A 24422-nucleotide genomic window follows, 5' to 3' on the forward strand; every position below is an offset into this window, starting at 1 on the left:
TCTGATTGAGCGCCTGTGTGCCATGTCCTAGAGTGGACGTACAGAACAACAAAAGTCTTTGTGATGGGGAATAGACGCCGATGATCGACCTGCACTACGCGCCGACGCCGAACGGCTGGAAGATCTCGATCATGCTGGAGGAACTGGGGCTCCCGTACACGGTGATCCCGGTGAACATCCGCGCCGGCGAGCAGTTTAGGCCCGAATTCCTGGCGATCAGCCCGAACAATCGTATCCCCGCGATCGTCGACCATGCGCCCGCCGACGGCGGCGGGCCGTTCTCGGTGTTCGAGACCGGCGCGATCCTGATCTATCTCGCCGACAAGGCCGGCCGCTTCCTGTCCAGGGAGCTGCGTGCGCGGTCGAACGTCATCCAATGGGTGATGTGGCAGATGGGCGGCCTCGGGCCGATGCTCGGCCAGCACGGCCATTTCGCGCTCTATGCGGCCGAGAAGATTCCCTACGCGATCGAGCGCTACCGCGACGAGACCGCGCGGCTCTATGGCGTGCTCGACCGTCAGCTCGGCAAGACCGGCGCCTATATCGCAGGCCTCGACTATTCGATCGCCGACATCGCCTGCTTCCCCTGGACCATGACCCACAAGGCGCAGGGCTTCACCCTCGACGATTTCCCGAACATCAAGCGCTGGTACGCGACCGTGCGCGCTCGGCCGCAGGTGCAGGCGGGGCTTGCGATCGGCAAATTCGTCAAGGAGCCGTTTGACGAGGAATCACGCAAGAACATGTTCGGCCAGCGTGCGAAGGAGCTGGTCGACAAAAAATAGTGTCCGTTATTCCGCGGCGCGACACAGTCGCGAGCTCTCCGCCTTGCGGCGCATCCCGGAATGACGAGAATGAGCGTGGAAAAGACAAAGGGAAACGCCATGATCGAATTCTTCTTCGACTGTTCCAGCCCGTGGACTTACCTCGCCTGGCACAACATCCAGCCGCTGGCGAAGGAGTTCGGCGCCGAGATCACCTGGCGGCCGATCCTGGTCGGCGGCATCTTCAACACCGTCAATCCGTCGGTTTACGCGCAGCGCGAGAAGCCGGTGCCGTTGAAGGCGCGCTACATGAAGAAAGATCTTGCCGACTGGGCGCGCTCGGCCGGTCTTGCGATCAAGATGCCGCCGACCGTATTCCCGGTGAACAGCGTCAAGGCGATGCGCGGCTGCGTCTGGCTCGGCAACGAGAAGATGGTGCCGTTCGCCCGCGCCGTGTTCGAGGCCTATTGGGGCGACGACAAGGACATCTCGCAGGATGCGGTGTTGACCGAGATCTGCAGCAAGCTTGGGATTGATCCGGCGCAGTTCCTCGCCGGCATCGGCGATCAGGCGATCAAGGACCAGCTCAAGGCCAACACCGAGGAGGTGATGGCGCGCGGCGGCTTTGGTTCGCCGACGATCTATCTCGACAAGACCGACATGTATTTCGGCAATGACCGCCTGCCGCTGATCCGCGAAGCGCTGGCACGTCTCAAGGCGCGAGCCGCCTGATGCCGAAAGCCGTCGTCTGCCGCGAGCTCGGGCCGCCCGAGCGTCTTCAGCTCGAGAGCTTCGCCTCGGTGCCTTTGCAGCCGGGGCAGGTGCGTGTTGCGATCCGTGCCGCCGGGATCAATTTCCCCGACATCCTGATGGCCGCGGGCGAGTACCAACTCAAGCCGCCGCTGCCGTTTACGCCGGGGTCGGAAGCCGCCGGCGATGTGGTCGAGGTCAATGCTGCCCCGGGCGTCGCGGTCGGCGACAAGGTGATCGTCAAGATGCGCTTCGGCGCCTATTGCGACGAGACGGTCGCCGTGCCGGCGCAGCTCGTGCCGGTGCCGTCGACCTTCGACTATGCGGAAGGCGCGACCTTCCTTGCCGCGCACGGCACGGCCTATCACGCGCTGATCGATCGTGGGCAGATCAAGCCGGGCGAGGTGCTGCTGGTGCATGGCGCCGGCGGCGGCGTCGGGCTTGCCGCGGTCGAGATCGGCAAGCTGCTCGGCGCCACCGTGATCGCCGCGGCCTCGTCCGAGGAGAAGCTTGCGATCGCCAAGGCGCGCGGCGCGGACCATCTCGTGCTCTACGCGCGCGAGCCGTTCCGCGACGCCGTCAAGCGCCTCACCGACGGACGCGGCGCCGATGTCGTGTTCGATCCGGTCGGCGGCGAGGTGTTCGAGAACTCGATGCGCTGCATCAACTGGGGCGCGCGGATTCTCGTTGTCGGCTTCACCGGCGGCATCGGGCTTGCCCGCACCAATCTTTTGATGATCAAGGGCGCCAGCGTGCTCGGCGTCCGCGCCGGCGAGGCGGTGCGCAAGGACCCCGCGCTCGGCGAGGTCAGGTTCAAGGCGCTGAGCGAATGGGCCGAGGCCGGCCGGGTGCGGCCGAATATCTCACACCGGTTGCCGCTCGAGGATTATGCGAAGGCGATGCGGCTGTTGATCGAACGCAAGGCGATCGGCCGTGTGGCGCTGATCACTCGGTAGAACTACGACCTTTGCAAACGTTCTGCGCAGCGCCTGCCCAAAACTTCAGCGGCGCTGCCGCAGGGCTTTTTTACCAATCGAATGTAGGCATGATCCAACCGGGGGTTGAGTCATGTTGAAGAACACCAGGATACTTTATCGCATTGCGTTCTCCGCCTTGCTGCCGCTGGTCGCGTTTGCGGCGCTGGCGATCTACGAGATCTCGGCGAAGTGGTCGGTTCGGTCTGACATCGCCCGGATGCAGCCGATCGCCGAGGGCGTCGGCAAGCTCAGCCGGCTGGTGCATGAGCTGCAGCGCGAGCGCGGCCTGTCGTCGGCCTATCTCGGCAGCAAAGGCACGCAGATGCGGAACGAGCTTGCCGAGCAGCGCAAGCGCAGCGACGCGGAGCGGTCGGTCGCAGCATCGGTGCTCGCAGACCTGAAGGCGCCGGGAGCCGGTGACCTCGCCGCGGCCGCGCAAGCGGCCCAGGATGGTCTCGGTCGGCTTGACCAGCGCCGCATCGACATCGATGGCCTTGCGGTCGCGCCGCCGGCAGCGGTCGGCTATCTCACCGATACGATCGGCCGGCTGATCACGGTCATCACCGGCATTGCGAAGCTCAGCAGCGACGACGAGATCTCGAAATCCATTGCCGCCTACGCCAACCTGATCGAAGGCAAGGAGCGCGCCGGGCAGGAGCGCGCCGCGATCGCCGGTGGCATTGCGGCGGGCCGCTTCGAGCCGCAGCTCTACGTCCGCGCGGTTGGACTAGCGGCGGCGCAGGAGAGCTTCTTCAGCGCGTTCCGCGCCGCCGCGTCGCGGCAAGCACGTGAGCTGTTCACCGGAACGATGTCAGGCGGCGCCGTCGACACATTGAATGCCATGCGCAAGACGGTCGAGCAGGGCGGGCTCGCCGGCGACCTCAAGTCGCTCGACAGCAAATCGTGGTTCGACGCCGCCACCGTCCGGATCGACATGCTCAAGACAATTGAAGACGGGCTTGCCGCCGAATTGTCTCGCCTGATGATCGACAAGAAGGCAGAGGCGACCATGAGCCTTGCCGTCGTCGCCGGAATGATGCTGCTGGCGCTGCTCGCGGGAGTGCTCGCCGTATTGGCGATGGCGCGCAGCATCACGGTGCCGATCAATACGCTCGCCGCCAACATGACCGGGCTGGCGGAAGGGCATCTCGATCTCAGGGTCGGCGCCACCGACCGCGGCGACGAGATCGGCGTGATGGCGCGGACCGTGCAGTTCTTCAAGGAGAGCATGATCCGTTCCGCCGCGCTCGCCGCCAGGGATAGCGAGGCCGTCAACCAGCGCGCGGCCCGCGTCGCGCGCGTCGACGACCTCACCGACCAGTTCCACGACGACATCGGCGCGGTCATCGATGCCGTGATCTCGGCGTCGGCACAGCTCGAGGCGACGGCTGCGCAGATGCGCAAAAGCGCCGGTAAGACCAGCGAGCAGGCCGCGAATGTCGCGGGCGCGACGCAGGCGGCGTCGACCAACATGCAGACGGTTGCCGCCGCGACCGAGCAGTTGTCGGGCTCGGTCGGTGAGATCGGCCGGCAGGTGACGCAATCGGCGCAGATCGCACAGCGTGCCGCGGCAGACGGGCGGCGCACCAATGAGACGGTGCAGGGGCTCTCCGCCGCCGCGGAGAAGATCGGCGACGTCGTCAAGCTGATCAGCGAGATCGCGAGCCAGACCAATTTGCTGGCGCTCAATGCCACGATCGAGGCGGCGCGCGCCGGTGACGCCGGCCGCGGCTTTGCCGTCGTCGCGGCCGAGGTCAAGACGCTTGCGGAACAGACCGCGAAGGCGACCGACGATATCCGGGCGCAGATCGGCGCGATCCAGGCAACGTCGGGCGATGTCGTCACCGCGATCCGAGGCATGACCGTCACGATCGACGAGATCAACGAGATCGCCTCGTCGATCGCCAGCGCCGTCGAGGAGCAGGGCGCGGCGACCCAGGAGATCGCGCGCAACGTCCAGCACGCCGCCAAGGGAACCGGCGAGATCTCGGCCAATATCGGCGCGGTCACCGGCGCAGCGGAGGAATCGGGCACGGCCGCCGGTCGGGTGCTCGGTGCTTCCCAGGAATTGTCGCGCCAGTCGGCGCGGATGCGCGGCCACGTCGAGAATTTCATCGGCAGCATCAAGGCGGCCTGATCAGCGCATCTTTGCGAACCGTCCATCGCGCAGGAACGCGATGGTCTGCGTGATCGCCTCCGCATTGCGCACCAGCCAGGGATGCGAGGTGCTGATCACGGTGTGATCGGCCATGCCCTCGAGCCTGGTGTTGGCGACCGACACCCTTCCGTCATGCGGACGCGGCAGGGCCATCGAGGTAATCGGATAGACCGAGCGGTTGCCGGCAATGATGCCGGCCTCATAGTCGATTGCGGGCAGCAGCGCGCTGGTCGCGGCATCGCGGCGGGTGACGAGCTGCTGGCCGGCCGGGCCGAAGTAGGCGCGATACGCGGCGAGGTTCTTCAGGCGGTCGGCGACCTCGCTGCCGCCGTTCGGCGTGCCCAGCATCACGACGCGGCCGAGCCGGGCGGGGCGATGTCGTGCCAGATAGACGCGGGCCAAGAGACCGCCCATCGAATGGCAGACGAAGTGCACGGAGCCGTCGAGGCCCTGCGCGAAGCGATCGAGGGGACGATGGATGTCCTCGGCCAACGCATCGAGCGCCTTGCGCCGGCTGTCATAGTCGAGATTGAGGGTGGCAAAGCCGGCATCGCCAAGCGCCAGCTCCATCCTGCGAAACGAGCGCGCCGTCCTGCTGATGCCGTGCAGCAGGACGACGCCGTCAGATGTGGACGCCGCTTGACGCCGTTCGTTCACTTATAGTCGCGCTCTTGCCACCACGGGAAATAGTCGGGCATATCCGACGAGACCTTGTTCTTGAATTGCGCGGGGCGCTTCTCCAGGAACGACACCACGCCTTCCTTGACGTCCTCGGAGCGGCCGCGGGCATAGATGCCGCGGCTGTCGACCTTGTGCGCCTCCATCGGATCGTCGGCACCCATCATGCGCCACATCATCTGGCGGATCAGCGCCACCGACACCGGCGCGGTCTTGGCGGCGAATTCCTTGGCGAGCGCACGCGCGGTCGGCAGCAGATCGTCCGGCGGCACCACCTTGCTGACGAGCCGGCCGGCGAGCGCCTCCTGCGCCGGGAAGACGCGGCCCGAGTAGCACCACTCCAGCGCCTGCGAGATGCCGACGATGCGCGGCAGGAACCAGCTCGAGGCAGCTTCCGGCACGATGCCGCGCTGGGAGAACACGAAGCCGAAGCGCGCGGCGTCCGACGCGATGCGGATATCCATCGCGAGCTGCATGGTCACGCCGATGCCGACCGCCGGACCGTTCACCGCGGCGATCACGGGCTTCAGACACTTGAAGATGCGCAGCGTCACCTGGCCGCCGCCATCGCGCACCTGCGGATCGCTGTAGTCGACGCTGCCGTCGGCATTGCGCTTGACCGGGCCGCGCCGCGCGTCGCGGTCGAAGGTGTTGGCGCCCGAGGAGAGATCGGCGCCGGCGCAGAAGCCGCGGCCTTCGCCGGTCACGATGATCGCCCTGACGTCGTCGTCCTTGTCGGCCTTGTCGAACGCGTCGATCAGCTCCTGCTGCATCGTGGCGTTGAAGGCGTTGAGCTTGTCGGGCCGGTTCAGCGTGATGGTCAGGATCTGCTCGGCGACCTCGTACTTGATCGTCTCATACGCCATGGGGATGATTTCCTCTCGGTTTTCTTGAATGAACGGCGCTGGCGCGCGTCTCCATTCAGTTAACCCGGCAATCATCCCTTGTGAAGAAGTCGGATGTGCAGGCTGAGCTCCGCGCATCCGACTTGCGTTGAGGCGCTACTTCTTCGGCGGCGTCGGCCACGGCTTCTGCGGGCCGCGCAGGCCTTCGAACGCCTTGCCCATGCCGAGCACGCCGATGTCGTCGAAGCGGCGACCGATGATCTGGACGCCGATCGGAAAGCCCTTCTTGTCGTAGCCGCCGTTGATCGACAGCGCAGGATTCTCCGACATATTCCACGGCACGGTAAAGCAGATGTGCTCGAACGGCTTCGCGGGGTCGTTGAGCGGCGCTGCGAACTCCGCGGGGAAGTTCACGACCGGCGACACCGGCGAGATCACGTAGTCGACCTCGCAGAACAGCTTTGCGGCGGCGGCGCGGATCGCCATCGTCTGATTGAAGCCGCGCACCACGTCGACGCCGGAGAGCTTCGCGCCGGCCTCGGCCCAGTTGAGGATATAGGGCAGGGTCTTGCCGCGATCGGCTTGCGACAATTTCGACAGCTCGTCCCAGGTCCGTGCACGCCAGAAATTGTCGAGCCCTTCGAGCATCTCCGGCGTCAGGATGCCGTCGATCTCGGTAATCACAGCACCGGCGGATTCGAACGCCTTCGCCGCCTTGACGACGACCTCGCGAACCTCCTTCTCGACCTTCTGGCCGGATCCGGCATCGAGCATCAGGCCGATGCGCAGCTTGCGCGGCGACTTCTCCAGCGCCTTCCAGTTCACCTCGAGTGCCGGCAGGCTCATGCCGTCGCGGCGATCGGGACGCGACAGCACGCTCATCATCAGCGCGGCGTCGTCGACGGTGCGGGTCATCGGCCCCGCGACGCGGCCGACATAAGGCGGGTCGATCGGCACGCGGCCGAGGCTCGGCTTCAGTGCGACGAGGCCGCACCAGGAGGCCGGCAGCCGCACCGAGCCGCCGATATCGGTGCCGAGATGCAGCGGGCCGTATCCGGCGGCACCGGCCGCGCCTGCGCCGGAGCTCGATCCGCCGGGGTTCTTGCTGACATCCCAGGGATTGCGGGTGAGGGGATGGAACGATGACAGTCCCGACGACAGCATGCCGTAATCCGGCATCGTGGTCTTGGAGAAGATCACGCAGCCGGCTTCGCGCAGCCGCGCGGCAGGCGGCGCATCCTTCTCCGCCGGCGTGAGCTTGACGCTCATCGTGCCCAGCGGCACCGGCTGTCCCTTGGTCGCGACGTTGTCCTTGATGGTGACGGGCACGCCGTCGAGCGTGCCGGCCGGCTCGGCCTGCTGCCAGCGCTCGGTCGAGGCCTTGGCGACCTTGCGCGCCCCGTCGGGGTCGTACAGATACAGCGCCTTGATGTGCGGCTCCCAGGTCGCGACCTGGGAGATGATTTCCTCGAGCACTTCGGACGGCGAGAACTGCTTGGCACGATAGCCGGCGAGCAGGTCGACGGCAGAGAGATCGTGCAGCGACGTGATGGCGTCCCCTTTCGGCTTATGCATGCGCACCTGCCGGCATACGTTTCTCGATGATGCGAGCGAACATGCTGGCGCCGATCGGCAGGATCTTGTCGTCGAGAACGTAACCGGGATTGTGCACGGGCACTGAACCGTCATGTCCGACCCAGAAATACGCACCGGGAACGGCCTGCATCATGTCTGCGAAATCCTCGCTGCCCATCTTGGGCGTCGAGCGGGTGATCACCTTGGCCGGATCGACCACGGTGCGCGCGACTTCCTCGACCACGCGGGACTGCTCTTCCTGATTGACCAGCACGCTGAAGCCGTCGCGGATCTCAACCGAGATTTCGGCGTCATAGGCGGCGGCGAAGCCGGCGCAGATCTCGCGCATGCGCTTGCGGATCAGCGCGCGGATCTCCTCGGAGAAACAGCGCACCGTGCCGCACATCCAGGCATCCCCGGGAATGACGTTGTAGGCCGAACCGGAATGGATCTGGGTGATCGACAGCACCGCTGCCTCCAGCGGATCGACGTTGCGGCTGACGATCGACTGCAGCGCCTGTCCGAGCGTCATTGCGATCACCACCGCGTCCTTGGAGCGTTCCGGCATCGCGCCATGGGCGCCATAGCCCTGGATCCTGATGTCGAAGAAGTCGGCCGCGGCCATCGCCGGGCCCGGCAGGATCGCGATCTCGCCATGGTTGAGATCGGGCGCATTGTGCAGGCCATAGACCTCGTCGCAGGGGAATTGCTTGAACAGGCCGTCCTTGATCATGGCGCGGGCGCCGCCGAGACCTTCCTCGGCCGGCTGGAAGATGAAATGCACGGTGCCGTCGAAATTGCGGGTCTCGGCGAGATAGCGCGCCGAGCCGAGCAGCATCGTGGTGTGGCCGTCATGGCCGCAGCCGTGGAAGCGGCCCGGGATGGTCGAACGCCACTTCAGATTGGTGTTCTCCTCCATCGGCAGCGCGTCCATGTCGGCGCGCAGGCCGATCTTCTTGGTGCCGCTGCCCTTGCCCTTGAGCACGCCGACCACGCCGGTGCCGCCGAGGCCGCGATGCACCTCGATGCCCCAGCTCGAAAGCTTCTCGGCGACGATGCCTGATGTGCGGACCTCCTCGAAGCCGATCTCGGGATGCGCATGCAGATCCCGTCTGATGGCGGTGAGTTCGTCGGCAAAACTGTCGATGCGCTCAATGGTCGGCATGGCTCTCTATCCGTTTGTGCGTGATGGGGAGGTGGGTGTGAAAGTGGGGCCGTTAGGCTTGATACGAATGCCCGGCCGCAAATGTTTCCACGGCAGCGTGGCGGTGTCGGCCGGCATTGCACCGGGCGCGGCGCAGATCAGCAGTTTCTCCGCGATCGGTTCGAAATCGGCGCGGAAATGCACCGAGCTCTTGTTGACCAGGATCTTCTGCGCCGTCGGCTCGATACCGACATAGCGGTACATCGACTGGTCGGCAAGCTGGGCCTTGTAGGAGCCGACGACGACGCGGACGTCGCCGACCCGCAGGCAGGCCGAGGGGCCCATATCCATGTCGCGGCCGCCGAAATAGGGGCCGGGCGCCACGAACTTGCCGTCCGACAGTTTCTCGACGACGAAAGTCTCCCGGTAGGGCGCGTCGCCGGGAATACCGGACTTGCCGCCGAGCTCGAGCGTGACCGATGCGCCGACCCCCGCCGCGTGCGCGGTCTTCGCGGATTGCGGGTCGTAGATCACGCCGGTTGCGGCGCTCGCTCGGTTGCGCACCAGCGCGCGCAGCATGCCTGTCGTGTCGGAATCGCCGCCGGCGCCGGGATTGTCCTGGGTGTCGGCGATGATGATCGGCTTGCTGGCCGACTTCGCCAGTTGCATCGCCAACTGCACGCCTTCGTCCGGCGAATAGATCCGGCCGTCGAAATCGTCCTCATGGCTCTCGACCAGGGCGACGACCTTGTCGGCGGCCGCATCCGCGTCGGCCTGGGTCCGGCCATAGGCGAACACGCTCGGCCCGCAATCCCTGAAATCGGCCGCCGGGAAGCCCGGGGCAAACGACAGCGTCGGCACGGCGTCACCCTCGAGAGCCGCGAGCTTCTGATAGATGCCCTTGGTCGGCTGGTCGTTGGTGCATTGCCAGCTGATCGGGATCAGGAACGACAATTGCCGGAATGCTTTTGCAAAGCGCTGCCCGGACTTGAGCATCAGCGCCAGATGCCGCGCGCAGGCGCGGCCGGTGTCGGCCATGTCGACATGCGGGTAGGTGCGGTAGGCGATCAGCGCATCGGCATGTTCGACCATCTTGGGCGAGACGTTGGCGTGCAGATCGAGGCTCACCACCAACAGCACGTCCGGGCCGATGGCCTTGCGCACGCGCGCGAGGGTTTCGCCTTCGCCGTCGTCATAGTGCTCGGTGACCATGGCGCCGTGCAGGTCGAGATAGACCGCGTCGATCGGCCCGGCCGCGACAATGCCGTCGACCATTTCCGTGACGATCCGCTCGAACGCATCCTTGCTGACATGCGCCGACGGGCTCGCCGCGGCGAAGATCGTCGGCACCAGCTCCCAGCCATTGGCTTCCGCGGCCTCGACGAACCCGGCAAGCCCGACATTGATCCTGCGCATGACCTTGAGCACGTCGGCGCCATGCGTCATCGACGGCCAGCCGCCGCCATGCACGAAGTCGTCATAGGTTGCCTTCGTCGGTGCGAAGGTGTTGGTCTCGTGCAGGAAGCCGCCAACGGCAATGCGGGTCATCAAGGTCTCGACAGGTTTCTTCGATGATGAAGCGAATTGGAAGCAATCGCATCATCCCACCATCTGAGTTGGAGCATGATCGTTCGAAAGCCGGTTCGCCTCTTCCGGATCGCGCTCTAGCGCGCGACGTTAAGCGTGTCGTCGCGCCAAGCGCAAGTCGGCGAGCACTGCCGGAATTGCATGCCCTATGGGCGTATTGAAAGGCCCACAGTTCAGGCTAAGGCTAAAGACCTAGGCCGTTGCCACAATGCCTTCCGAAACCGGGCGGAAGTTGGCGAAGTCCCAACCGCGCCCCGGTGCCGCGTCGAGCAGCGCGCGGGTATAGGCCTGTTGCGGATTGGTCAGCACCTCGGCGGCCGGCCCCTGTTCCACGACCCGTCCACGCTGCATCACAGCGACGTCGTCGCAGATTTGCGCGGCAACGCGCAAATCATGCGTGATGAACAACAGCGCGATGCCGAGCCGACGCTGGATTTCGTCGAGCAGATCCAGAACCTGCGCCTGCACCGAGACGTCGAGCGCGGATACGGCTTCATCAGCCACCAGCACGTCGGGATCGAGCGCCAGCGCGCGCGCGATCGCGATGCGCTGGCGTTGGCCGCCGGAGAACTGGTGCGGATAGCGCGAGATCGCATCAGGCGGCAAGTGGACGAGCTCGAGCAGCTCGCGGGCGCGTGCCAGCGCGTCCTTGCGCGGCATGCCGTAGTTGATCGGGCCCTCCGCGATGCTCTCGCCGACAGTGACGCGCGGATTGAGCGAGCGGTAGGGGTCCTGGAAGATGATCTGGATCTTCTGGCGATGCGGCTGCAACAGCCGGCGCGACAAATCCGAGATCTCGCGGCCGGCGAGCCGCACCCCGCCCGAGGTCGGATCGATCAGGCGGACGATGCAGCGTGCCACGGTCGACTTGCCGGAGCCGCTTTCGCCGACGATGCCGAGCGTGCGACCCTTCCTCAGGGTGAGGGTGACGTTGCTGGCGGCCGCGACCTCGCGGGCTTTGCCGTACAGCGACCGCTCCCGGTAGATCTTGCTGAGCTCGTTGGCTTCCAGCACCACCGGCTCGGTCGTTTCCGGCCGCGGCGCGCGCGGCACGAGGCTCGGCACCGAGGACAAGAGGTTGCGGGTGTATTCCATCTTCGGAGTGCGCAGCACGTCCTGCAGCGGGCCGGCTTCGACCAGCCTTCCGTGCCGCATCACCGCGACGCGATCGGCGATCTCGGCCACCACGCCCATATCGTGGGTGATGAACAGAACAGCCGTGCCGTGATCGCGTTGCAGGTCGCGGATCAGCGTCAGGATCTGCTTCTGGGTGGTGACGTCGAGCGCCGTGGTCGGCTCGTCCGCGATCAGTAGCTTCGGTTCCAGCACCAGCGCCATCGCGATCATGATGCGCTGGCGCTGTCCGCCGGAGAGGCGGTGAGGGTAGGAGGAGAAGATGCGCTCCACGTCCGGCAGTCGCACATGCTCCATCATCGCCAGGATCTTCTGACGCCGCGCGCGGGAGTCGAGATCGGTATGGGCGCGCAGCACCTCGTCGATCTGGCGGCCGACCGGCACGACCGGATTGAGCGCGGTCATCGGCTCCTGGAAGATCATCGCCATCCGCGTCGCGCGCAATTGCCGCAGCCGCCGGTCGGTCGCGGTGAGCAGTTCCTCGCCGACCAGTTTGACGCTGCCGCCCGACGGCACCAGCGTGCCCTTCTGCTGCAAGCCCATCACGGTGAGCGAGGTCACCGACTTGCCCGAGCCGCTTTCGCCGACGAGGCACAGCGTCTCGCCTTCGTGCACCTGCAGCGACAGGTCGTCGATGATGCGATGCGCATCCGCCTTGCGGCCGAGGCCGACGACGAGGTTGTTGATGTCGAGGACGACGTTGGAAAAGTTCGTTGTGGTCACTTGCCCTCACGCTGCTTCATGCGGGGATCGAGCGCGTCGCGCGCGGCGTCGCCGATCAGATTGACGCTGAGAATCGCGATCGAGAGCAGCAGCCCCGGCCAGAAGATCAGCGACGGCTTGACCTGGAAATAGGCGCGGCCCTCGGCCATGATGTTGCCCCAGGTCGGCGTTTCCGGCGAGATGCCCGCGCCGAGGAACGACAGGATCGCCTCGGTCAGGATCGCGGACGCGCAAACGTAAGTGCCTTGCACGATCAGCGGCGCGATCGTGTTCGGCATCAGATGCCGCCACATGACCTTCGGCAGGCTCGAGCCGAGCGAGATCGCGGCCTCGACATAGGGTTCCTCGCGCGCGGTCAGCACCACCGAGCGCACCAGTCGCGCCACGCGCGGGATCTCGGGGATGGTGATCGCGACCATCACGGTCCAGATGCTGGCGCCGGACAGCGACACCACGGCGATCGCGAGCAGGATGGCGGGGATCGCCATCAGGCCGTCCATCACGCGCATCATCACCGCATCGACCCAGCGGAAGAAGCCGGCGACGAGGCCGATCAGGAGCCCGACGCCGATCGAGCAGACGGCGGCGCCGAGCCCGATCACCAGCGAGATCCGCGCGCCGTAGATGATGCGCGACAGCAGGTCGCGTCCATAGGCATCGGTGCCGAGCAAATATTGCGCGCTCGACGGCTTCAGCCGCTGCGCCGGCGTCAGCAAGAGTGGATCATGGGGCGCAAGGAGCGGTGCGAAGATCGCCATCAGGATGATGAGGACGAGGCAGATCGTCGCAACCGCGATGATCGGCGTCGACGTCAGGAAGCCGAATTTGACGCGGAACGGCCGGGTGACGGGGAGAGAGGATTCAGGGAGGGTATCGATCGCCATCGCTTAATACCGGATACGAGGATCGAGCAGGGTGTAAGCAACGTCGATCAACAGATTGACGCCGACATAGATGCCCGACGTCAGAAGGATCATCGCCTGGATCACCGGATAGTCGCGCGCCAGCACCGCATCGACGGTGAGGCGGCCGATGCCGGGCAGGTTGAACACGCTCTCGGTGACGACGACGCCCGAGATCAGCAGCGCGAAACCGGAACCGATCACGGTGATGACCGGTACCGCGGCGTTGCGCAGCGCATGGCGCAGCAGCACGCCGGCCTCGCCGATGCCCTTGGCGCGCGCGGTGCGCACGTAATCCTCGCCCAGCACATCGAGCATCGAGGCCCGCGTCATGCGTGCGATCAGCGCGACATAGATGAAGGAGAGGGTGCAGGTCGGCAGGATGAGGCGTTCGAAGAACGGAACGAAGCTGTCCCTCACGCAGGCGGCGACCTCAAGCGTGCTGAGCGAATTCGGCGGCGCTTTCGCGCAGGCCGACATGATGCTCTTGTAGCCTTGCACCGGCACCCAGCGCAGATCGATTGCAAAGAACTGGATCAGCACATAGCCGATCACGAACACCGGCACCGAGAAGCCGAGCACCGACAGCCCCATCACGAAGCGGTCGATCCAGGTGCCGTGCTTCCACGCCGCGATCACGCCGAGCGGCACCGCCACCAGGATCGAGAGGGTGATGGTGGCGAGCGCAACCGCAATCGAGGGCTCGAGGCGCGGGCCGATCATCTCGAGGATCGGCTTGTTCGAGATCAAGGAGACGCCGAGGTCGCCGTGCAGCAGCTTGGCGACCCAGGTGTAGAACTGGATGTAGATCGGCTCGTTGAGACCAAGCGAGGTGCGAATGCGATCGAGCTGTTCGGGCGTCGCGTTGTCGCCGGCGAGAATGGCGGCCGGGTCGCCCGGCGTCAGCCGCAGCAACAGGAACACGAACAGAGCCACCACGCCCATCACGGGAATGGCGGCGAGGATGCGGCGAAGCAGATATCCGAGCAAATTGGATCCGTTGGGTTGTGGTCGATGAAGTCCCCAGCGGGACCGTTGCACACCGGACCGTAGCACAGATGGTAGAGGACACACTGGAGAACTTCAGCAAGTCCCATGCCATCGGTGCTGCAGTTTTTGCGGTGCAGCTAATCAGTTCGAGGGCGCGATCATTCCTCCGATGACGTTCGAAGCAGTCCACCGGAAGGTGGATTGATTTCAGCTTTGCGAGAATGAGCGGATACATCGTCGAGCCCGGCACCAAGCGCCGGCGCCATCGACGGCGTGTCGAGGTCGCGCCAGTCATCGATCGCCCCTGCGACCATCTGCGCGGTCGCGGCCGACAGCGTCCAGCCGAGATGTCCGTGGCCGGTGTTGTAGAACACGCCCGGAATCCGCCCGGCGCGCACCACCGGCATCATGTTCGGCATCATCGGGCGCAGGCCCGCCCAGGGCAGGACTTTCGACGTATCGATCCCCGGGAAATGATGCCGCACCCAATCGACCAGCGGCTGGATGCGGTCGGCGCGGATATCGCGATTGAAGCCGTTGAACTCGGCGGTGCCGGCGACGCGGAAGCGGTCGGCGCCGAGCCGGCTGGTCACGATCTTCGCGGCTTCATCGAGCAGGCTGACGGTCGGTGCGGCATCCCGGCTTTGCGGCGCATCGAGCTGCACCGTGATCGAATAGCCCTTCACCGGATAGACGTTGACGCGGTCGTTGAGCAGGCCCGCGAAGTGGCGGCTCGCGACGCCGGCGCAAATCACGATGCCGTCCGCCTGCAATTCATGTCGTGTCACGACATCAGCCTCATGCGAGGTCGCTTCGTTCCAGCCGATGCGGAAACCGCCATTGTCGCGCGCGATCGTGTCGACGTCGGCTTCATGGATGAAAGCCGCGCCGCGGCGGATGCAGACCTCGGCGAGGCCGCGCGTGAACTTGTGGATATCGCCGGTCGCATCCGACGGCGTGAAGAAACCGCCATAGCAGCTGGTTTGCAGCGCGGGTTCGATGCTGCGGATTTCGTCCGCCGTCACCGGCCGGCGGTCGAGCCCGCCCTGTTGCAGCAGCGTGTTGACCCGCAGGCCGGCCTCGAAGCCGGCCTTGTCGTGATAGACGTGCAGGATGCCGCGGCGTTCGAGATCGAAGGCAATGTTCTCGCGCTGTGCGATCGAGAACAGATGCTTGCGCGCTTCGATTGCGAGTTTTGTGGTCTCGATGGTGTTGGCGCGATAGCGGGTGATGTGGCCTACGAACTCGCCGATCCAGGAATATTTGTGCCAGCTCGGCTTCGGATTCATCAGAAGCGGCGCGTCGCTTCGGAGCATCCAGCGCAGCCCCTTGAGAATGGTCGCGGCGCTGTTCCACACCTCCGCATTGCTGGCGGAGAGCTGTCCGCCGTTGGCGAACGAGGTCTCCATCGCGGCGTAGCGATGCCTGTCGAGGACAGTCACGCTGTAGCCGCGTTCGAGCAGGGCATAGGCCGTCGTCACGCCGGTGATGCCGGCGCCGATGATCGCAATATGTGGCATGATGGTCTTCAGGCTCCCGTGTTGTTAGAGTCGCCGAACCACCGGTGAAACCGGTCGTTTCGACGCCCCATCTGTCACGGTACCTGAGAGCTTGATCCGCACCGGGCCTGCGCCCGGATGCGAACTATCCCCTTCGGTGGACGTCACGGCCCTCGATGAGTGGTCGTGTCCGTCTCTCTCCAGATCGTCCTGACGATACAGTCCTTTTGCCTGAGAGTTTCCGGGGCGGTTGCTCCGTCGGCGCCGAAGCCAACAACACGAATGTTGTCGCTTCGATCTCTCCCGCATCGTCGCGTTGGACGGCCGGACCGTAGGCGAAGCCTCAAAAATGGACAAGGCTAAATTTCGATCCGGCAGTGCCAACGTGTTGTGCAGTGCAATCGACGTCAGTCGAGCGTCGCCAGCAGTGCCGCCATCAGGCGACCGCGCTCGGCGAGGCTGTCGACTTCAATGTGTTCGTTGAGCGTATGCGCATCCGCGCCGCGAACGCCGAGGCCGTCGAGGGTAGGGATCCCCATCGCGCCGGTGAAGTTGCCGTCCGATCCGCCGCCGGCGCTGCCATGCGGCAGATCGAGGCCCATCGCCGCCGCGAGGCCCTTTGCCTTTTCATAGAGGGCCATGGTGCCGGCATCCGGCTCCCACACCGGGCGGGTGACGCCGCGCGTCACCTTGAAGGTGACGTCGTTGGCGGTTCCGGACAGCGCCAGCATGCGCTCGACACCGCGGTCGAGATCGGCCTGGCGTTTGGCCATGCTGAGCGCTTCGCCGGTGCAGGTCGTTGCGACGCAATTGACCCATTGGCCGCCGTGCACGATGCCGACCGAGAAAGTGCAGTCCTCGGTGGTCATGCCGTCGATGGCCATGATCTGCCGGGCCATTTCCCGGATCGCGGAACGGCCGGACGACAGCGTCGCGCCGGCATGGCTCGGCTTGCCGGTGGCTTCCAAATTGAAGCGCGCGATCGCGTAGCGGCCGGTGACGACGCCGTTGTTCGGCCGGCCGGGCTCCGGCACCAGCACGTATTTGTTGCGCGCGGCCTCCGCCTCGATGATGTCGCGCGTCGACGGCGTGCCGACCTCTTCATCGGGCGTGAACAGCACGGTGATCGGCAGCGGCGTCGTGAAGGAGGCGCGCGCCAACTGCCGGATCGCCTCGATCGACAGATAATTGCCGCCCTTCATGTCGAAGATGCCGGGCCCGAAGCACTTGTTGCCTTCGCGCCGCCATTGCAGCTTCTCGATGGTGCCGACCGGGTGCACGGTGTCGAGGTGGCCGGCGATCAGGATGCCGGGTTGGCCCTGTTTCGGATGGGGAAAACGGGCGCGGACGCAGCCGGCAAAGCCCTGGCGTCCCGCGATGCGTTCGATCGTCGCACCCATGATCGCCATCTCGCGCGCGGCGAGATCGAGCATGCGCTCGACCGCGCGCGCATCCCAGGTCGGGCTTTCGCATTCCACCCAGCTGCGCAGGCCCTGCAGCATCGCTTCGGAATCAAAGGGGAGATTGGCTGGGTTCATCGTTTTTTCCTCTTGTTGTTCTGACGGCGCCGGCATCGCGCGGTGCTCACGAAAATCTCAGTCGACGATTTTGTAAAGCCAAAATCGCGCGCGCGGCCTCATTCGTTTGTGTACGTCCGATCCCGCCCGAAACCGATTGACGCGCTTTGCGCTTGGTGCAAGTCTCGATTTCACAAGCCATACAGCATGTTAGTTCGCCCAAATAACGAACCGCATGCATAACGAATAAGCCGGCTTTGACCAGTTACACGTCAGGAGAGATTGCATGTACCCTATCTCGCGTTGGAAGCGCCGCACGCTCGCGGCGGCGTTGTCGGCGATCGCGCTGTCGTTCGCGCCGCAGGAATTGTCGTTTACCCAACAGGCCATGGCCGCGGACAAGACCATCACCGCGGTGATGCATTCGGATCTGCGCGTCATCGATCCGATCCTGACCACCGCCTACATCACGCGCGACCATGGCTACATGGTCTACGACACGCTGGTGGCGACCGACTCCAACTTCAAGATCCAACCGCAGATGGCGGACTGGAAGGTGTCCGACGACAAGCTCACCTACACGTTCATGCTGCGCGATGGCCTGAAATGGCATGACGGCACGCCGGTGACCGCCGAGGACTGTGTCGCGTCGCTGAAGCGCTGGGCCAAGGTCGACGGCATGGGCCAGAAGCTGATGGACTTCACGGCGAGCCTCGAAGCCACCGATGCGAAGACGATTACGCTGAAGCTGAAGGAGCCCTACGGCCTGGTGCTGGATTCGATCGGCAAGCCGTCGTCGCGCGTCGCCTTCATGATGCCGAAGCGGCTCGCCGAGACGCCGCCGGACAAGCCGATTCCGGAACAGATCGGTTCGGGCCCCTTCAAATTCGTCCAGGCGGAATTCCAGCCGGGCGTGAAGGCGGTCTACGTCAAGAACAAGGACTACGTGCCACGCAAGGAGCCGGCGAGCTGGACCGCGGGCGGCAAGGTCGTGAAGGTTGACCGCGTCGAGTGGGTCACGATGGCCGACGCGCAGACCGCGATGAACGCGCTGCAATCCGGCGATATCGATTTCGTGGAGAACCCGTCGTTCGACACGTTGTCGATCCTCGAGGCCGACAAGGACCTGAAGGTCGAGACGCTGAACAAGTTCGGCTTCCAGACGCTGGGCCGTATGAACTTCCTCTATCCGCCTTTCGACAACATCAAGGTTCGCCAGGCGGCGCTGCTTGCGGTCAACCAGAAGCAGGTGCTCGACGCGCTGGTCGGCAATCCCAAATATTACAAGACCTGCGTCTCCTTCTTCATCTGCGACACGCCGTTCGCGTCCGAGGTCGGCGGCGAGACGTTGGCGAAGGGAGGCGACATGGCCGCGGCCAAGAAGGCGCTCGCCGAGTCGGGCTACGACGGCACGCCGGTCGTCATCATGGCGCCGGGCGACGTCGTTACGCTCAAGGCGCAGCCGGTTGTTGTCGCCCAGCAGCTGCGCGATGCCGGCTTCAAGGTCGACCTGCAGGCGACCGACTGGCAGACCGTGGTGACCCGCCGCGCCAGCCAGAAGGCGCCGAAGGACGGCGGCTGGAACATGTTCTTCACCAACTGGGTCAGCGCCGACGTCTCCAACCCGATCGCCAACCTCTCGATTGGCGGCCAGGGCAAGAACGGCGGATGGTTCGGCTGGGCCGACGATCAGAAGATCGAACAGCTGAAGGATGCCTTCGTTCGCGCGCCGTCGCTCGACGAGCAGAAGAAAATCGCGGCCGATGTCCAGAAGGAAGCCTACGATCAGGTCATCTACATCCCGCTCGGTCAGTACCAGGCGCCGAGCGCCTGGCGGAAGTCGCTGACCGGTGTTCTCGATGGTCCGGCGACCCCGATCTTCTGGAATATCGACAAGTCCGAGTAAGCGCGCGGCTTGACGCAGATTTGGAATGGCCGGGGCTCGTCCCCGGCCATTTTCGTTTTCGCCGTTGCGCGTCAGGCGTGGCCGTCGCGGCGGGGCATGCGCCGCTTGGGGCATGGCGACCTGAACCGCTGATCGGACCGAACCGGCGGCCGCTAAGGCGTGTGGCCCGACTTCGCGCTGCCCGCGCTCGACAGGCTCGTGAGCTGCGTCTGTCCGGCGCTGCCGCCGTTGATCCAGACCGCCGCGCCGGCGGCAAGTGCCAGCACGACGCATGACACGATCGCGCCGCGGATCCATCGTTGGTAGATCGCGCGCTCGTCGGGCGGCGCATCGCGGAATCTCCGCGCATTGAGCCCGTTGCTGCAATGAGCAGCGTCGTCGCCATGCTCGAGGATGGAAGCGCCGGGATCGGGCGCGGTGTTGCCAACAATCTGATTGCGACCGGCAATCCGATTGCGATCCGCAATCGTCATCGCCTAGCTCCAAAGAAATTTGATCTCGGAATGCGAGCGCCGCGAAATGCGCGGCAGGAATTTTCCAACGCCTCGGCAATACCACAGTCGGCGATCGCGGCGTGTGAACCGCGCCACAGCCGGAGGACACGATGAGGTGATGCGAGCAGGCCGTGAGCGCCCTGGCATGCCAATGGACGGTCGCACGAGGCTAGATGCCGGTCGCGCCGCGCCGATTTGCGCGGCAAGTTGTCGTCTATTTCACAATCTACCTTGGGTTACCGGGGTATTGTCCTACGGGCCGGATCGGCGCCGTCCGAAGCCGCACGCTCCAGCAGTGCGCGGACGGCGTGCATTGTTTCGCTCCTGTGGATTCATCCAACCTCGGGGAAATTATCATGACCATCAATGTCAAGGCCTATGCCAATGCCGATGATGTCCTGATCGCCTGGCAGCCGGACACCTGGCCGAACGACTGGGTCGGGTTCCAGCTCGAGCGGCGCAACAACATCACGCAGCAGACCACCGTGCTGTCCAACCGCATTCCGCCGAAGCCCGGCGAGAAGCCGGTGGCGGACGGCGGCATCTCCTCGACCCAATCGCCGTTCCGGCGCTGCATCTGGACCGATCACAGTGTCGTCGACACCGACAACGTCTCGTACCGCGTCACCGCGATGAAGAACGGCGCGAACGGCACCTTCACGACCGATCCTGCCTCGGTGACGGCATGGACGGCGCCGGTGGTCGCTTCGGGCGATGCGGGCGGCGGCCTGTCGGCCTATTTCAACCGGGGCACCCTGATGTCCCAGATCGTCAGCCGCTTCGTGCATGGCGATACGTCCGACGACGCGCTGCGCAATTTCGTCAAGGGCCTTTCCGATCCGGCCAACCAGGCCCGGCGCTATTTGTCAGGCGACGCCCTGCACGAGATCCTGGCCTTTCTGCACGATGCCGACCTGCGCGGCAGCCAGGTGCATGCCGCCATCTACGAGATGAATGACGAGGAGCTGGTCGGCGCGCTGAAGCCGTTCGGAAGCCGCGGCAACGTCCTGCTCGGCAACGGCAGCGCGACCAAACCGAACATCGCGGGCGAACTCAGCAGCGCCGGCTTGACGGTCAAGCATCGCGATCTGTCGAATGCGGGCAGGTCGTCGCCCAGCGTGCACAACAAGTTCGTGGTCGAGAGCGACGCGCATGGCAACGCCATTCGCGTGCTGACCGGCAGCACGAACTGGACCACCACCGGGCTGTGCACGCAGCTCAATAATGTGCTGATCATCGAGAATGCGGCGATCGCCAAGCGCTACCTCGACCAGTGGGGCAAGCTGGTCGCCGCCGGCAACGCCATGCCGCCCGCGCTGAAGGCGTCGAATTCCAATCCGACCAGCGACAGCGACATCTCGGTCTATTTCGCGGCGAGCAACGGCGAGGCGGAGTTCAAGCCGGTGCTGGACCTGATCAAGAACGCCAAGGACGGCGCGCTCTTCCTGATGTTCATGCCGGGTCAATCGCCGCTGCTGAGCGCGCTGCTCGACCGCGCACAGCAGAACGACGTGTACGTCCGCGGCGTGGTGTCGACGATGATGGCCAGCAAGAACGGCAACATCGTTTCGGTCGGCGGCCAGGTCGTGAAATCAGGCGCACCGGCGCAATCCTTCCATGACGACGTCCAGTTGCCGCATAACGTCAACGCCACGAACGAACCGTCATGGGCCGACGTCGAGTTCAGCGTCTCGCAGATCCGCAACGCGGGGATGATCGCGATCGTGCACTCCAAGACCATCGTGATCGATCCATTCTCGGACGATTGCGCCGTCATCACCGGATCGCACAATTTCTCCGTCGCCGCCTCGGAGAAGAATGACGAGAATCTCGTGATCATCCGCGGCAACAAGAAGCTCGCCCAGGCCTATGCGCTGCACATCAACGGCGTCTACGACCACTATTCCTGGCGCGGCTATCTCGGCAGCGGCGGCAATGCGGATCAGATCTATTCGCTCGACGGCTGGAAGCCCGGCGGCGGCAAGGAGCAGGAGCTGGACTTCTGGATGGAGGAGCCGGTGCCGCCGCGCCCGACACGCGCAGGCGGTGGCGGCAGTGCCAGCGGCGGCGCTGCGCATCAGGCCGGCGCGGGTGGCGGGACTGTAAAGAAGAAGGCCGTCAAGAAGGCCCCCAAGAAAGTCGCCGCCGCCAAGCGAACTGCCAAGGCGTCAGTCAAGAAGTCGGCCAAGAAGTCGGTGAAGAAGGCCAAGGCCAAGACGCCGGCAAAGGCAAAAGCCAAGAAGACAAAGAAGGCCAAGGCCAAAAAAGCGAAGGCCAAGAAATAGAAGCCCAATAGAGGCCGTCTCGCAGAACACGGCGCATGCCTGCAACGATCATCGGACTGCCGGCACGCGGCGGGTCAGATGGTTGGTGCGGGCGGTGGGACTCGAACCCACATGACGTTGCCGTCGAGGGTGAATCTTTTGGTTAGCAATATTGTGGTGATTTGGAACCGAAAGTATCGTGTGGTCTTTCGGATTAGGGCGGCGCTCTGGCTTACGAGCGCAATGGCCCTATCACGGCTTGCGGCTAGACATTTCGAGGACGTGAAGCACTTGCTTTCGAGTAAGGGTGATGCCGAGGTCAAGCCAATACGAAACGTTGTAATACCTTAGGCGGTCCTGAGTTAGCTGCTCTTTGAGCAATCGCTTCAAACGTGTCTTCGGCAGCGCTCTGACGCTCTTTAGCAGGATCGCCTTGCGAACGTGAGTTTCATCCGAATGGTAGATTTCGGTAAGTTCTTGATCGCTTAACCCCACAACCTCCTTGTCGCTGGCAAGGCCTAGGATGCGTTGAAGGAGGCGAGGCGGCATCTTTTCCTTGCAGAGTTCGCTAAAGCGGCTCTTGCCAATGGCGTAGACGGCTTGCGCGACAGCTTCGAGCGTCCTGTCATCTAAAATCCCACCAAGGAGCGTCGCCGATGTGTCGGGGCGGTCTAGCATTGAAATTAATAAGCTGATGTCCTGCCATTCGCCATGCTTTCTCAGGAATTCAATGTCTAGCATCGAGAAGTTGGCGAATCCGCTGGATACTACGCCCCGTATTCTTTCTAAATCCTCGGGTTCCCGACTCAGTCTCAGATTAATGCGGATAATAGCATCTGCTGCAGCCGCTGCAGTTTGATAGTTTCTCTTGTCGTACTCACCTTTGAGAGCGGGAAGATCTTCTGGTTCGCCGCAGGCTGATAGATATTGCAGCGCGGCAGTCTTGAGGCGTTCGCTCGAACGAGATGATAACCATGTTGAAGTGAAGAAGCTCCGTTTGGCAGTTTCATCATCCGGGCCCAAAGGCTCCAGCGGGACTATCGGCTCGCCTATGAGCCGCATGGCAATCAATGCTCCAACGCGTTGACCCTGGGGGCCGACGAGGGTTGAAACGCAAAGGTAGGAGCGATCGCCGCCTTTAACGGTGTCGTACCAGTGCCAAAAGGGAATAGTCTCACTGGCGATGCTGTCTAGGCCTGAGTCTACTAGGCCCATCATCTCGCGGCGGCTTAGATCGAGCGCATCGCGGCTCTGGAAAAGTAAATTGGCGTCGTGCGTGCCGAGAAAATCCTCGTCATTGCTTGCCACTCCGATCATACCGGCAAGCAAACGGAAGCGTGCAACGTCCACCGCCTCGATCGGGTGGGCTTTTTGATCGCGCTCGGTCTTCGCAACAAAGTGACGAAGAAATTGAGCTCCCTGCGGTGATAGAAGGGTGTCAGAGGAGTTGGTGGCTTCCGATTTTTCGGGAACGCTTCCGAGTGACGGGGCCTTCTCATCGGCCTTCGCGGTAGTATCCTCAAGTTTCTTGAGATGCTTGACGTAGTGCGTGATCCAGTCGTTGAGCTTGTCTTCGAAATCTTTCAAATTCTCGAAGTCGTGGAAAAGTATCTGTTGTTCTTCGATAACGCGTTGGCGAAAGGCCAAGACCCGGTTCAGGTCTGGACCGCGGTCCTTCAAAAATTCATCGTCAATCTTCTTGAAGAAGAGCGTCATCTCGGGGCGTGTGGACTTCATGCGACTGGCAAGGGCGCGCTCAAACTCCTCCTCAAATCCTGACGTGTAGTCGCCGCCCGGTGGAGTCCCCCATTTTCTCCACATCAAGCCGATGAAGGCCTCACACCGGTCAAGGTCGAGATTAATCTGGGCTTGTGGGCGGCCAAAGCGCTTGAACGTATCTTCCCAGCCAACGAGTTCGATCTGGATATCAAACCAATCCGCCCAACGCTTATTGAAAGCGTCAACCACCAGTTTTGCAGTTTGGCGCTCATTTTGGAGGTCGCCGGGGGATGCAAGAAATATCTGAATGATTTTACGACTATTCGCCATGCGGTATGCTCAAAGTGGTGCGGGCGGCCGGGATCGAACCGGCACAGAGTATGGTCCCTCCGAGGGATTTTCGTACCACTACGGCTTTCGCCGCCTTGCCTTCGCACGTTGGTGCCGAGGCTCGTTTGTGGTCTGGACTATACCTTCACCATAGCGCGCCTGCGCCGTAGGTGCTGCCCGTCTAGTCTCTACACCTTCGCACCGGCTGTTTAGCTGGAGCGCTTGGCTCGGGATTGCCACTTGCGAGGTTTCCCCGAATTTGAGCAGTTCTGCATCTTCGGTTTCCCGGAGAGCACTCACGTCGTCTAAGTCCCTTGCGTCTACCAATTCCGCCACGCCCGCACATCGTTAACCTAACGGGCGAGAAACCCGCAGGCTAACGGAGAATTGCTATAGCGGCTTCAAGAGCTTGACGCCACCTGCAATTCCATTTGCGTCGGCCGCCGCGCATTGGGATAAGCAGCGC

General features: G+C 64.0%; 18 protein-coding genes and 2 riboswitches. Of the genes, 6 read left to right on the top strand and 12 right to left on the bottom strand.

Annotation, left to right across the window (positions count from 1 at the left end; translation table 11 throughout):
* Positions 1-80 precede the first annotated feature (80 nt).
* The 4 genes from FBZ93_RS30305 (at position 81) to FBZ93_RS30320 (ending at position 4628) form a co-directional block, all read left to right on the top strand.
* Positions 81-785, top strand: a complete 705-nt coding sequence (locus tag FBZ93_RS30305) for a glutathione binding-like protein (RefSeq protein ID WP_146991113.1) — start codon at positions 81-83, stop codon at positions 783-785.
* A 99-nt stretch (positions 786-884) separates the two neighbouring features.
* Complete coding sequence (locus tag FBZ93_RS30310; RefSeq protein WP_146991204.1) at positions 885-1496, top strand: 2-hydroxychromene-2-carboxylate isomerase; 612 nt, start codon at positions 885-887, stop codon at positions 1494-1496.
* Positions 1496-2470, top strand: coding sequence for an NADPH:quinone oxidoreductase family protein (locus tag FBZ93_RS30315; RefSeq protein WP_146991114.1), 975 nt, complete (start codon positions 1496-1498; stop codon positions 2468-2470). Before FBZ93_RS30310 ends, FBZ93_RS30315 begins: the two co-directional genes overlap by 1 nt.
* Before the next feature lie 112 nt (positions 2471-2582).
* The gene (locus tag FBZ93_RS30320; RefSeq protein WP_146991115.1) at positions 2583-4628 is read left to right on the top strand and encodes a methyl-accepting chemotaxis protein; all 2046 of its coding nucleotides are present in this window, start codon (positions 2583-2585) and stop codon (positions 4626-4628) included.
* On the opposite strand, the gene FBZ93_RS30325 is transcribed toward FBZ93_RS30320, so the two are convergent.
* The 10 genes from FBZ93_RS30325 to FBZ93_RS30370 all read right to left on the bottom strand — a co-directional run bounded on the left by FBZ93_RS30325 (position 4629) and on the right by FBZ93_RS30370 (position 17264).
* Complete coding sequence (locus FBZ93_RS30325) at positions 4629-5306, bottom strand: alpha/beta fold hydrolase (protein ID WP_146991116.1); 678 nt, start codon at positions 5304-5306, stop codon at positions 4629-4631.
* Positions 5303-6193, bottom strand: coding sequence for a crotonase/enoyl-CoA hydratase family protein (locus FBZ93_RS30330; protein ID WP_146991117.1), 891 nt, complete (start codon positions 6191-6193; stop codon positions 5303-5305). The genes FBZ93_RS30325 and FBZ93_RS30330 overlap by 4 nt, the downstream gene beginning before the upstream one ends.
* Positions 6194-6328: 135 nt before the next feature.
* A complete protein-coding gene (locus tag FBZ93_RS30335) occupies positions 6329-7747 on the bottom strand; it encodes an amidase (protein WP_146991118.1) in 1419 nt (472 codons plus the stop codon).
* On the bottom strand, positions 7740-8912 hold the full coding sequence (locus FBZ93_RS30340) for a M20 aminoacylase family protein (protein ID WP_146991119.1): 1173 nt from the start codon (positions 8910-8912) through the stop codon (positions 7740-7742). The genes FBZ93_RS30335 and FBZ93_RS30340 overlap by 8 nt, the downstream gene beginning before the upstream one ends.
* 6 nt (positions 8913-8918) lie before the next feature.
* Positions 8919-10439, bottom strand: coding sequence for a M81 family metallopeptidase (locus FBZ93_RS30345; RefSeq protein WP_146991120.1), 1521 nt, complete (start codon positions 10437-10439; stop codon positions 8919-8921).
* Between the two features lie 231 nt (positions 10440-10670).
* Positions 10671-12335 (bottom strand): ABC transporter ATP-binding protein, encoded by a 1665-nt coding sequence (locus tag FBZ93_RS30350; protein ID WP_146991121.1) that lies wholly within the window; start codon positions 12333-12335, stop codon positions 10671-10673.
* The gene (locus FBZ93_RS30355) at positions 12332-13219 is read right to left on the bottom strand and encodes an ABC transporter permease (protein ID WP_146991122.1); all 888 of its coding nucleotides are present in this window, start codon (positions 13217-13219) and stop codon (positions 12332-12334) included. The genes FBZ93_RS30350 and FBZ93_RS30355 overlap by 4 nt, the downstream gene beginning before the upstream one ends.
* Positions 13220-13222: 3 nt before the next feature.
* On the bottom strand, positions 13223-14227 hold the full coding sequence (locus tag FBZ93_RS30360) for an ABC transporter permease (RefSeq protein WP_167529276.1): 1005 nt from the start codon (positions 14225-14227) through the stop codon (positions 13223-13225).
* Between the two features lie 158 nt (positions 14228-14385).
* Positions 14386-15747 carry a D-amino acid dehydrogenase gene (locus tag FBZ93_RS30365; RefSeq protein WP_146991123.1) on the bottom strand — a complete coding sequence of 454 codons (1362 nt, stop codon included), beginning with the start codon at positions 15745-15747 and terminating at the stop codon, positions 14386-14388.
* 69 nt (positions 15748-15816) lie between these two features.
* Positions 15817-15932, bottom strand: a riboswitch (glycine riboswitch).
* A gap of 3 nt (positions 15933-15935) precedes the next feature.
* A riboswitch (glycine riboswitch) is annotated at positions 15936-16042 on the bottom strand.
* A 91-nt stretch (positions 16043-16133) separates the two neighbouring features.
* Positions 16134-17264 (bottom strand): M20/M25/M40 family metallo-hydrolase, encoded by a 1131-nt coding sequence (locus FBZ93_RS30370; RefSeq protein ID WP_146991124.1) that lies wholly within the window; start codon positions 17262-17264, stop codon positions 16134-16136.
* A 265-nt stretch (positions 17265-17529) separates the two neighbouring features.
* Here FBZ93_RS30370 and FBZ93_RS30375 point away from each other — a divergent pair, with 265 nt between their 5' ends.
* Positions 17530-19149: an ABC transporter substrate-binding protein gene (locus FBZ93_RS30375; RefSeq protein WP_146991125.1), complete on the top strand. Its 1620-nt coding sequence runs from the start codon at positions 17530-17532 to the stop codon at positions 19147-19149.
* Positions 19150-19301: 152 nt separating this feature from the next.
* On the opposite strand, the gene FBZ93_RS30380 is transcribed toward FBZ93_RS30375, so the two are convergent.
* Entirely contained in the window at positions 19302-19622 is a 321-nt protein-coding gene (locus FBZ93_RS30380) for a hypothetical protein (protein ID WP_146991126.1), read from the bottom strand.
* 377 nt (positions 19623-19999) lie between these two features.
* Between FBZ93_RS30380 and FBZ93_RS30385 the strand changes: the two genes are divergently transcribed.
* The gene (locus FBZ93_RS30385; RefSeq protein ID WP_146991127.1) at positions 20000-21928 is read left to right on the top strand and encodes a phospholipase D-like domain-containing protein; all 1929 of its coding nucleotides are present in this window, start codon (positions 20000-20002) and stop codon (positions 21926-21928) included.
* Positions 21929-22159: 231 nt separating this feature from the next.
* Here FBZ93_RS30385 and FBZ93_RS30390 read toward each other — a convergent pair whose 3' ends face one another.
* The gene (locus FBZ93_RS30390; RefSeq protein WP_146991128.1) at positions 22160-23956 is read right to left on the bottom strand and encodes a DUF4062 domain-containing protein; all 1797 of its coding nucleotides are present in this window, start codon (positions 23954-23956) and stop codon (positions 22160-22162) included.
* Positions 23957-24422: the final 466 nt, after the last annotated feature.

Origin of the sequence: Bradyrhizobium macuxiense (assembly GCF_007993935.1) — a bacterium.
GTDB lineage: Bacteria > Pseudomonadota > Alphaproteobacteria > Rhizobiales > Xanthobacteraceae > Bradyrhizobium > Bradyrhizobium macuxiense_A.

What these genes read in the sequence shown, in the direction of transcription:
- FBZ93_RS30390 (WP_146991128.1), bottom strand. Translation starts at nt 23,956, where the DNA reads ATGGCGAATAGTCGTAAAATCATTCAGATATTTCTTGCATCCCCCGGC.
- FBZ93_RS30380 (WP_146991126.1), bottom strand. Translation starts at nt 19,622, where the DNA reads ATGACGATTGCGGATCGCAATCGGATTGCCGGTCGCAATCAGATTGTT.
- FBZ93_RS30335 (WP_146991118.1), bottom strand. Translation starts at nt 7,747, where the DNA reads ATGCATAAGCCGAAAGGGGACGCCATCACGTCGCTGCACGATCTCTCT.
- FBZ93_RS30345 (WP_146991120.1), bottom strand. Translation starts at nt 10,439, where the DNA reads ATGACCCGCATTGCCGTTGGCGGCTTCCTGCACGAGACCAACACCTTC.
- FBZ93_RS30355 (WP_146991122.1), bottom strand. Translation starts at nt 13,219, where the DNA reads ATGGCGATCGATACCCTCCCTGAATCCTCTCTCCCCGTCACCCGGCCG.
- FBZ93_RS30305 (WP_146991113.1), top strand. Translation starts at nt 81, where the DNA reads ATGATCGACCTGCACTACGCGCCGACGCCGAACGGCTGGAAGATCTCG.
- FBZ93_RS30385 (WP_146991127.1), top strand. Translation starts at nt 20,000, where the DNA reads ATGACCATCAATGTCAAGGCCTATGCCAATGCCGATGATGTCCTGATC.
- FBZ93_RS30315 (WP_146991114.1), top strand. Translation starts at nt 1,496, where the DNA reads ATGCCGAAAGCCGTCGTCTGCCGCGAGCTCGGGCCGCCCGAGCGTCTT.
- FBZ93_RS30330 (WP_146991117.1), bottom strand. Translation starts at nt 6,193, where the DNA reads ATGGCGTATGAGACGATCAAGTACGAGGTCGCCGAGCAGATCCTGACC.
- FBZ93_RS30375 (WP_146991125.1), top strand. Translation starts at nt 17,530, where the DNA reads ATGTACCCTATCTCGCGTTGGAAGCGCCGCACGCTCGCGGCGGCGTTG.
- FBZ93_RS30370 (WP_146991124.1), bottom strand. Translation starts at nt 17,264, where the DNA reads ATGAACCCAGCCAATCTCCCCTTTGATTCCGAAGCGATGCTGCAGGGC.
- FBZ93_RS30320 (WP_146991115.1), top strand. Translation starts at nt 2,583, where the DNA reads ATGTTGAAGAACACCAGGATACTTTATCGCATTGCGTTCTCCGCCTTG.
- FBZ93_RS30340 (WP_146991119.1), bottom strand. Translation starts at nt 8,912, where the DNA reads ATGCCGACCATTGAGCGCATCGACAGTTTTGCCGACGAACTCACCGCC.
- FBZ93_RS30310 (WP_146991204.1), top strand. Translation starts at nt 885, where the DNA reads ATGATCGAATTCTTCTTCGACTGTTCCAGCCCGTGGACTTACCTCGCC.
- FBZ93_RS30365 (WP_146991123.1), bottom strand. Translation starts at nt 15,747, where the DNA reads ATGCCACATATTGCGATCATCGGCGCCGGCATCACCGGCGTGACGACG.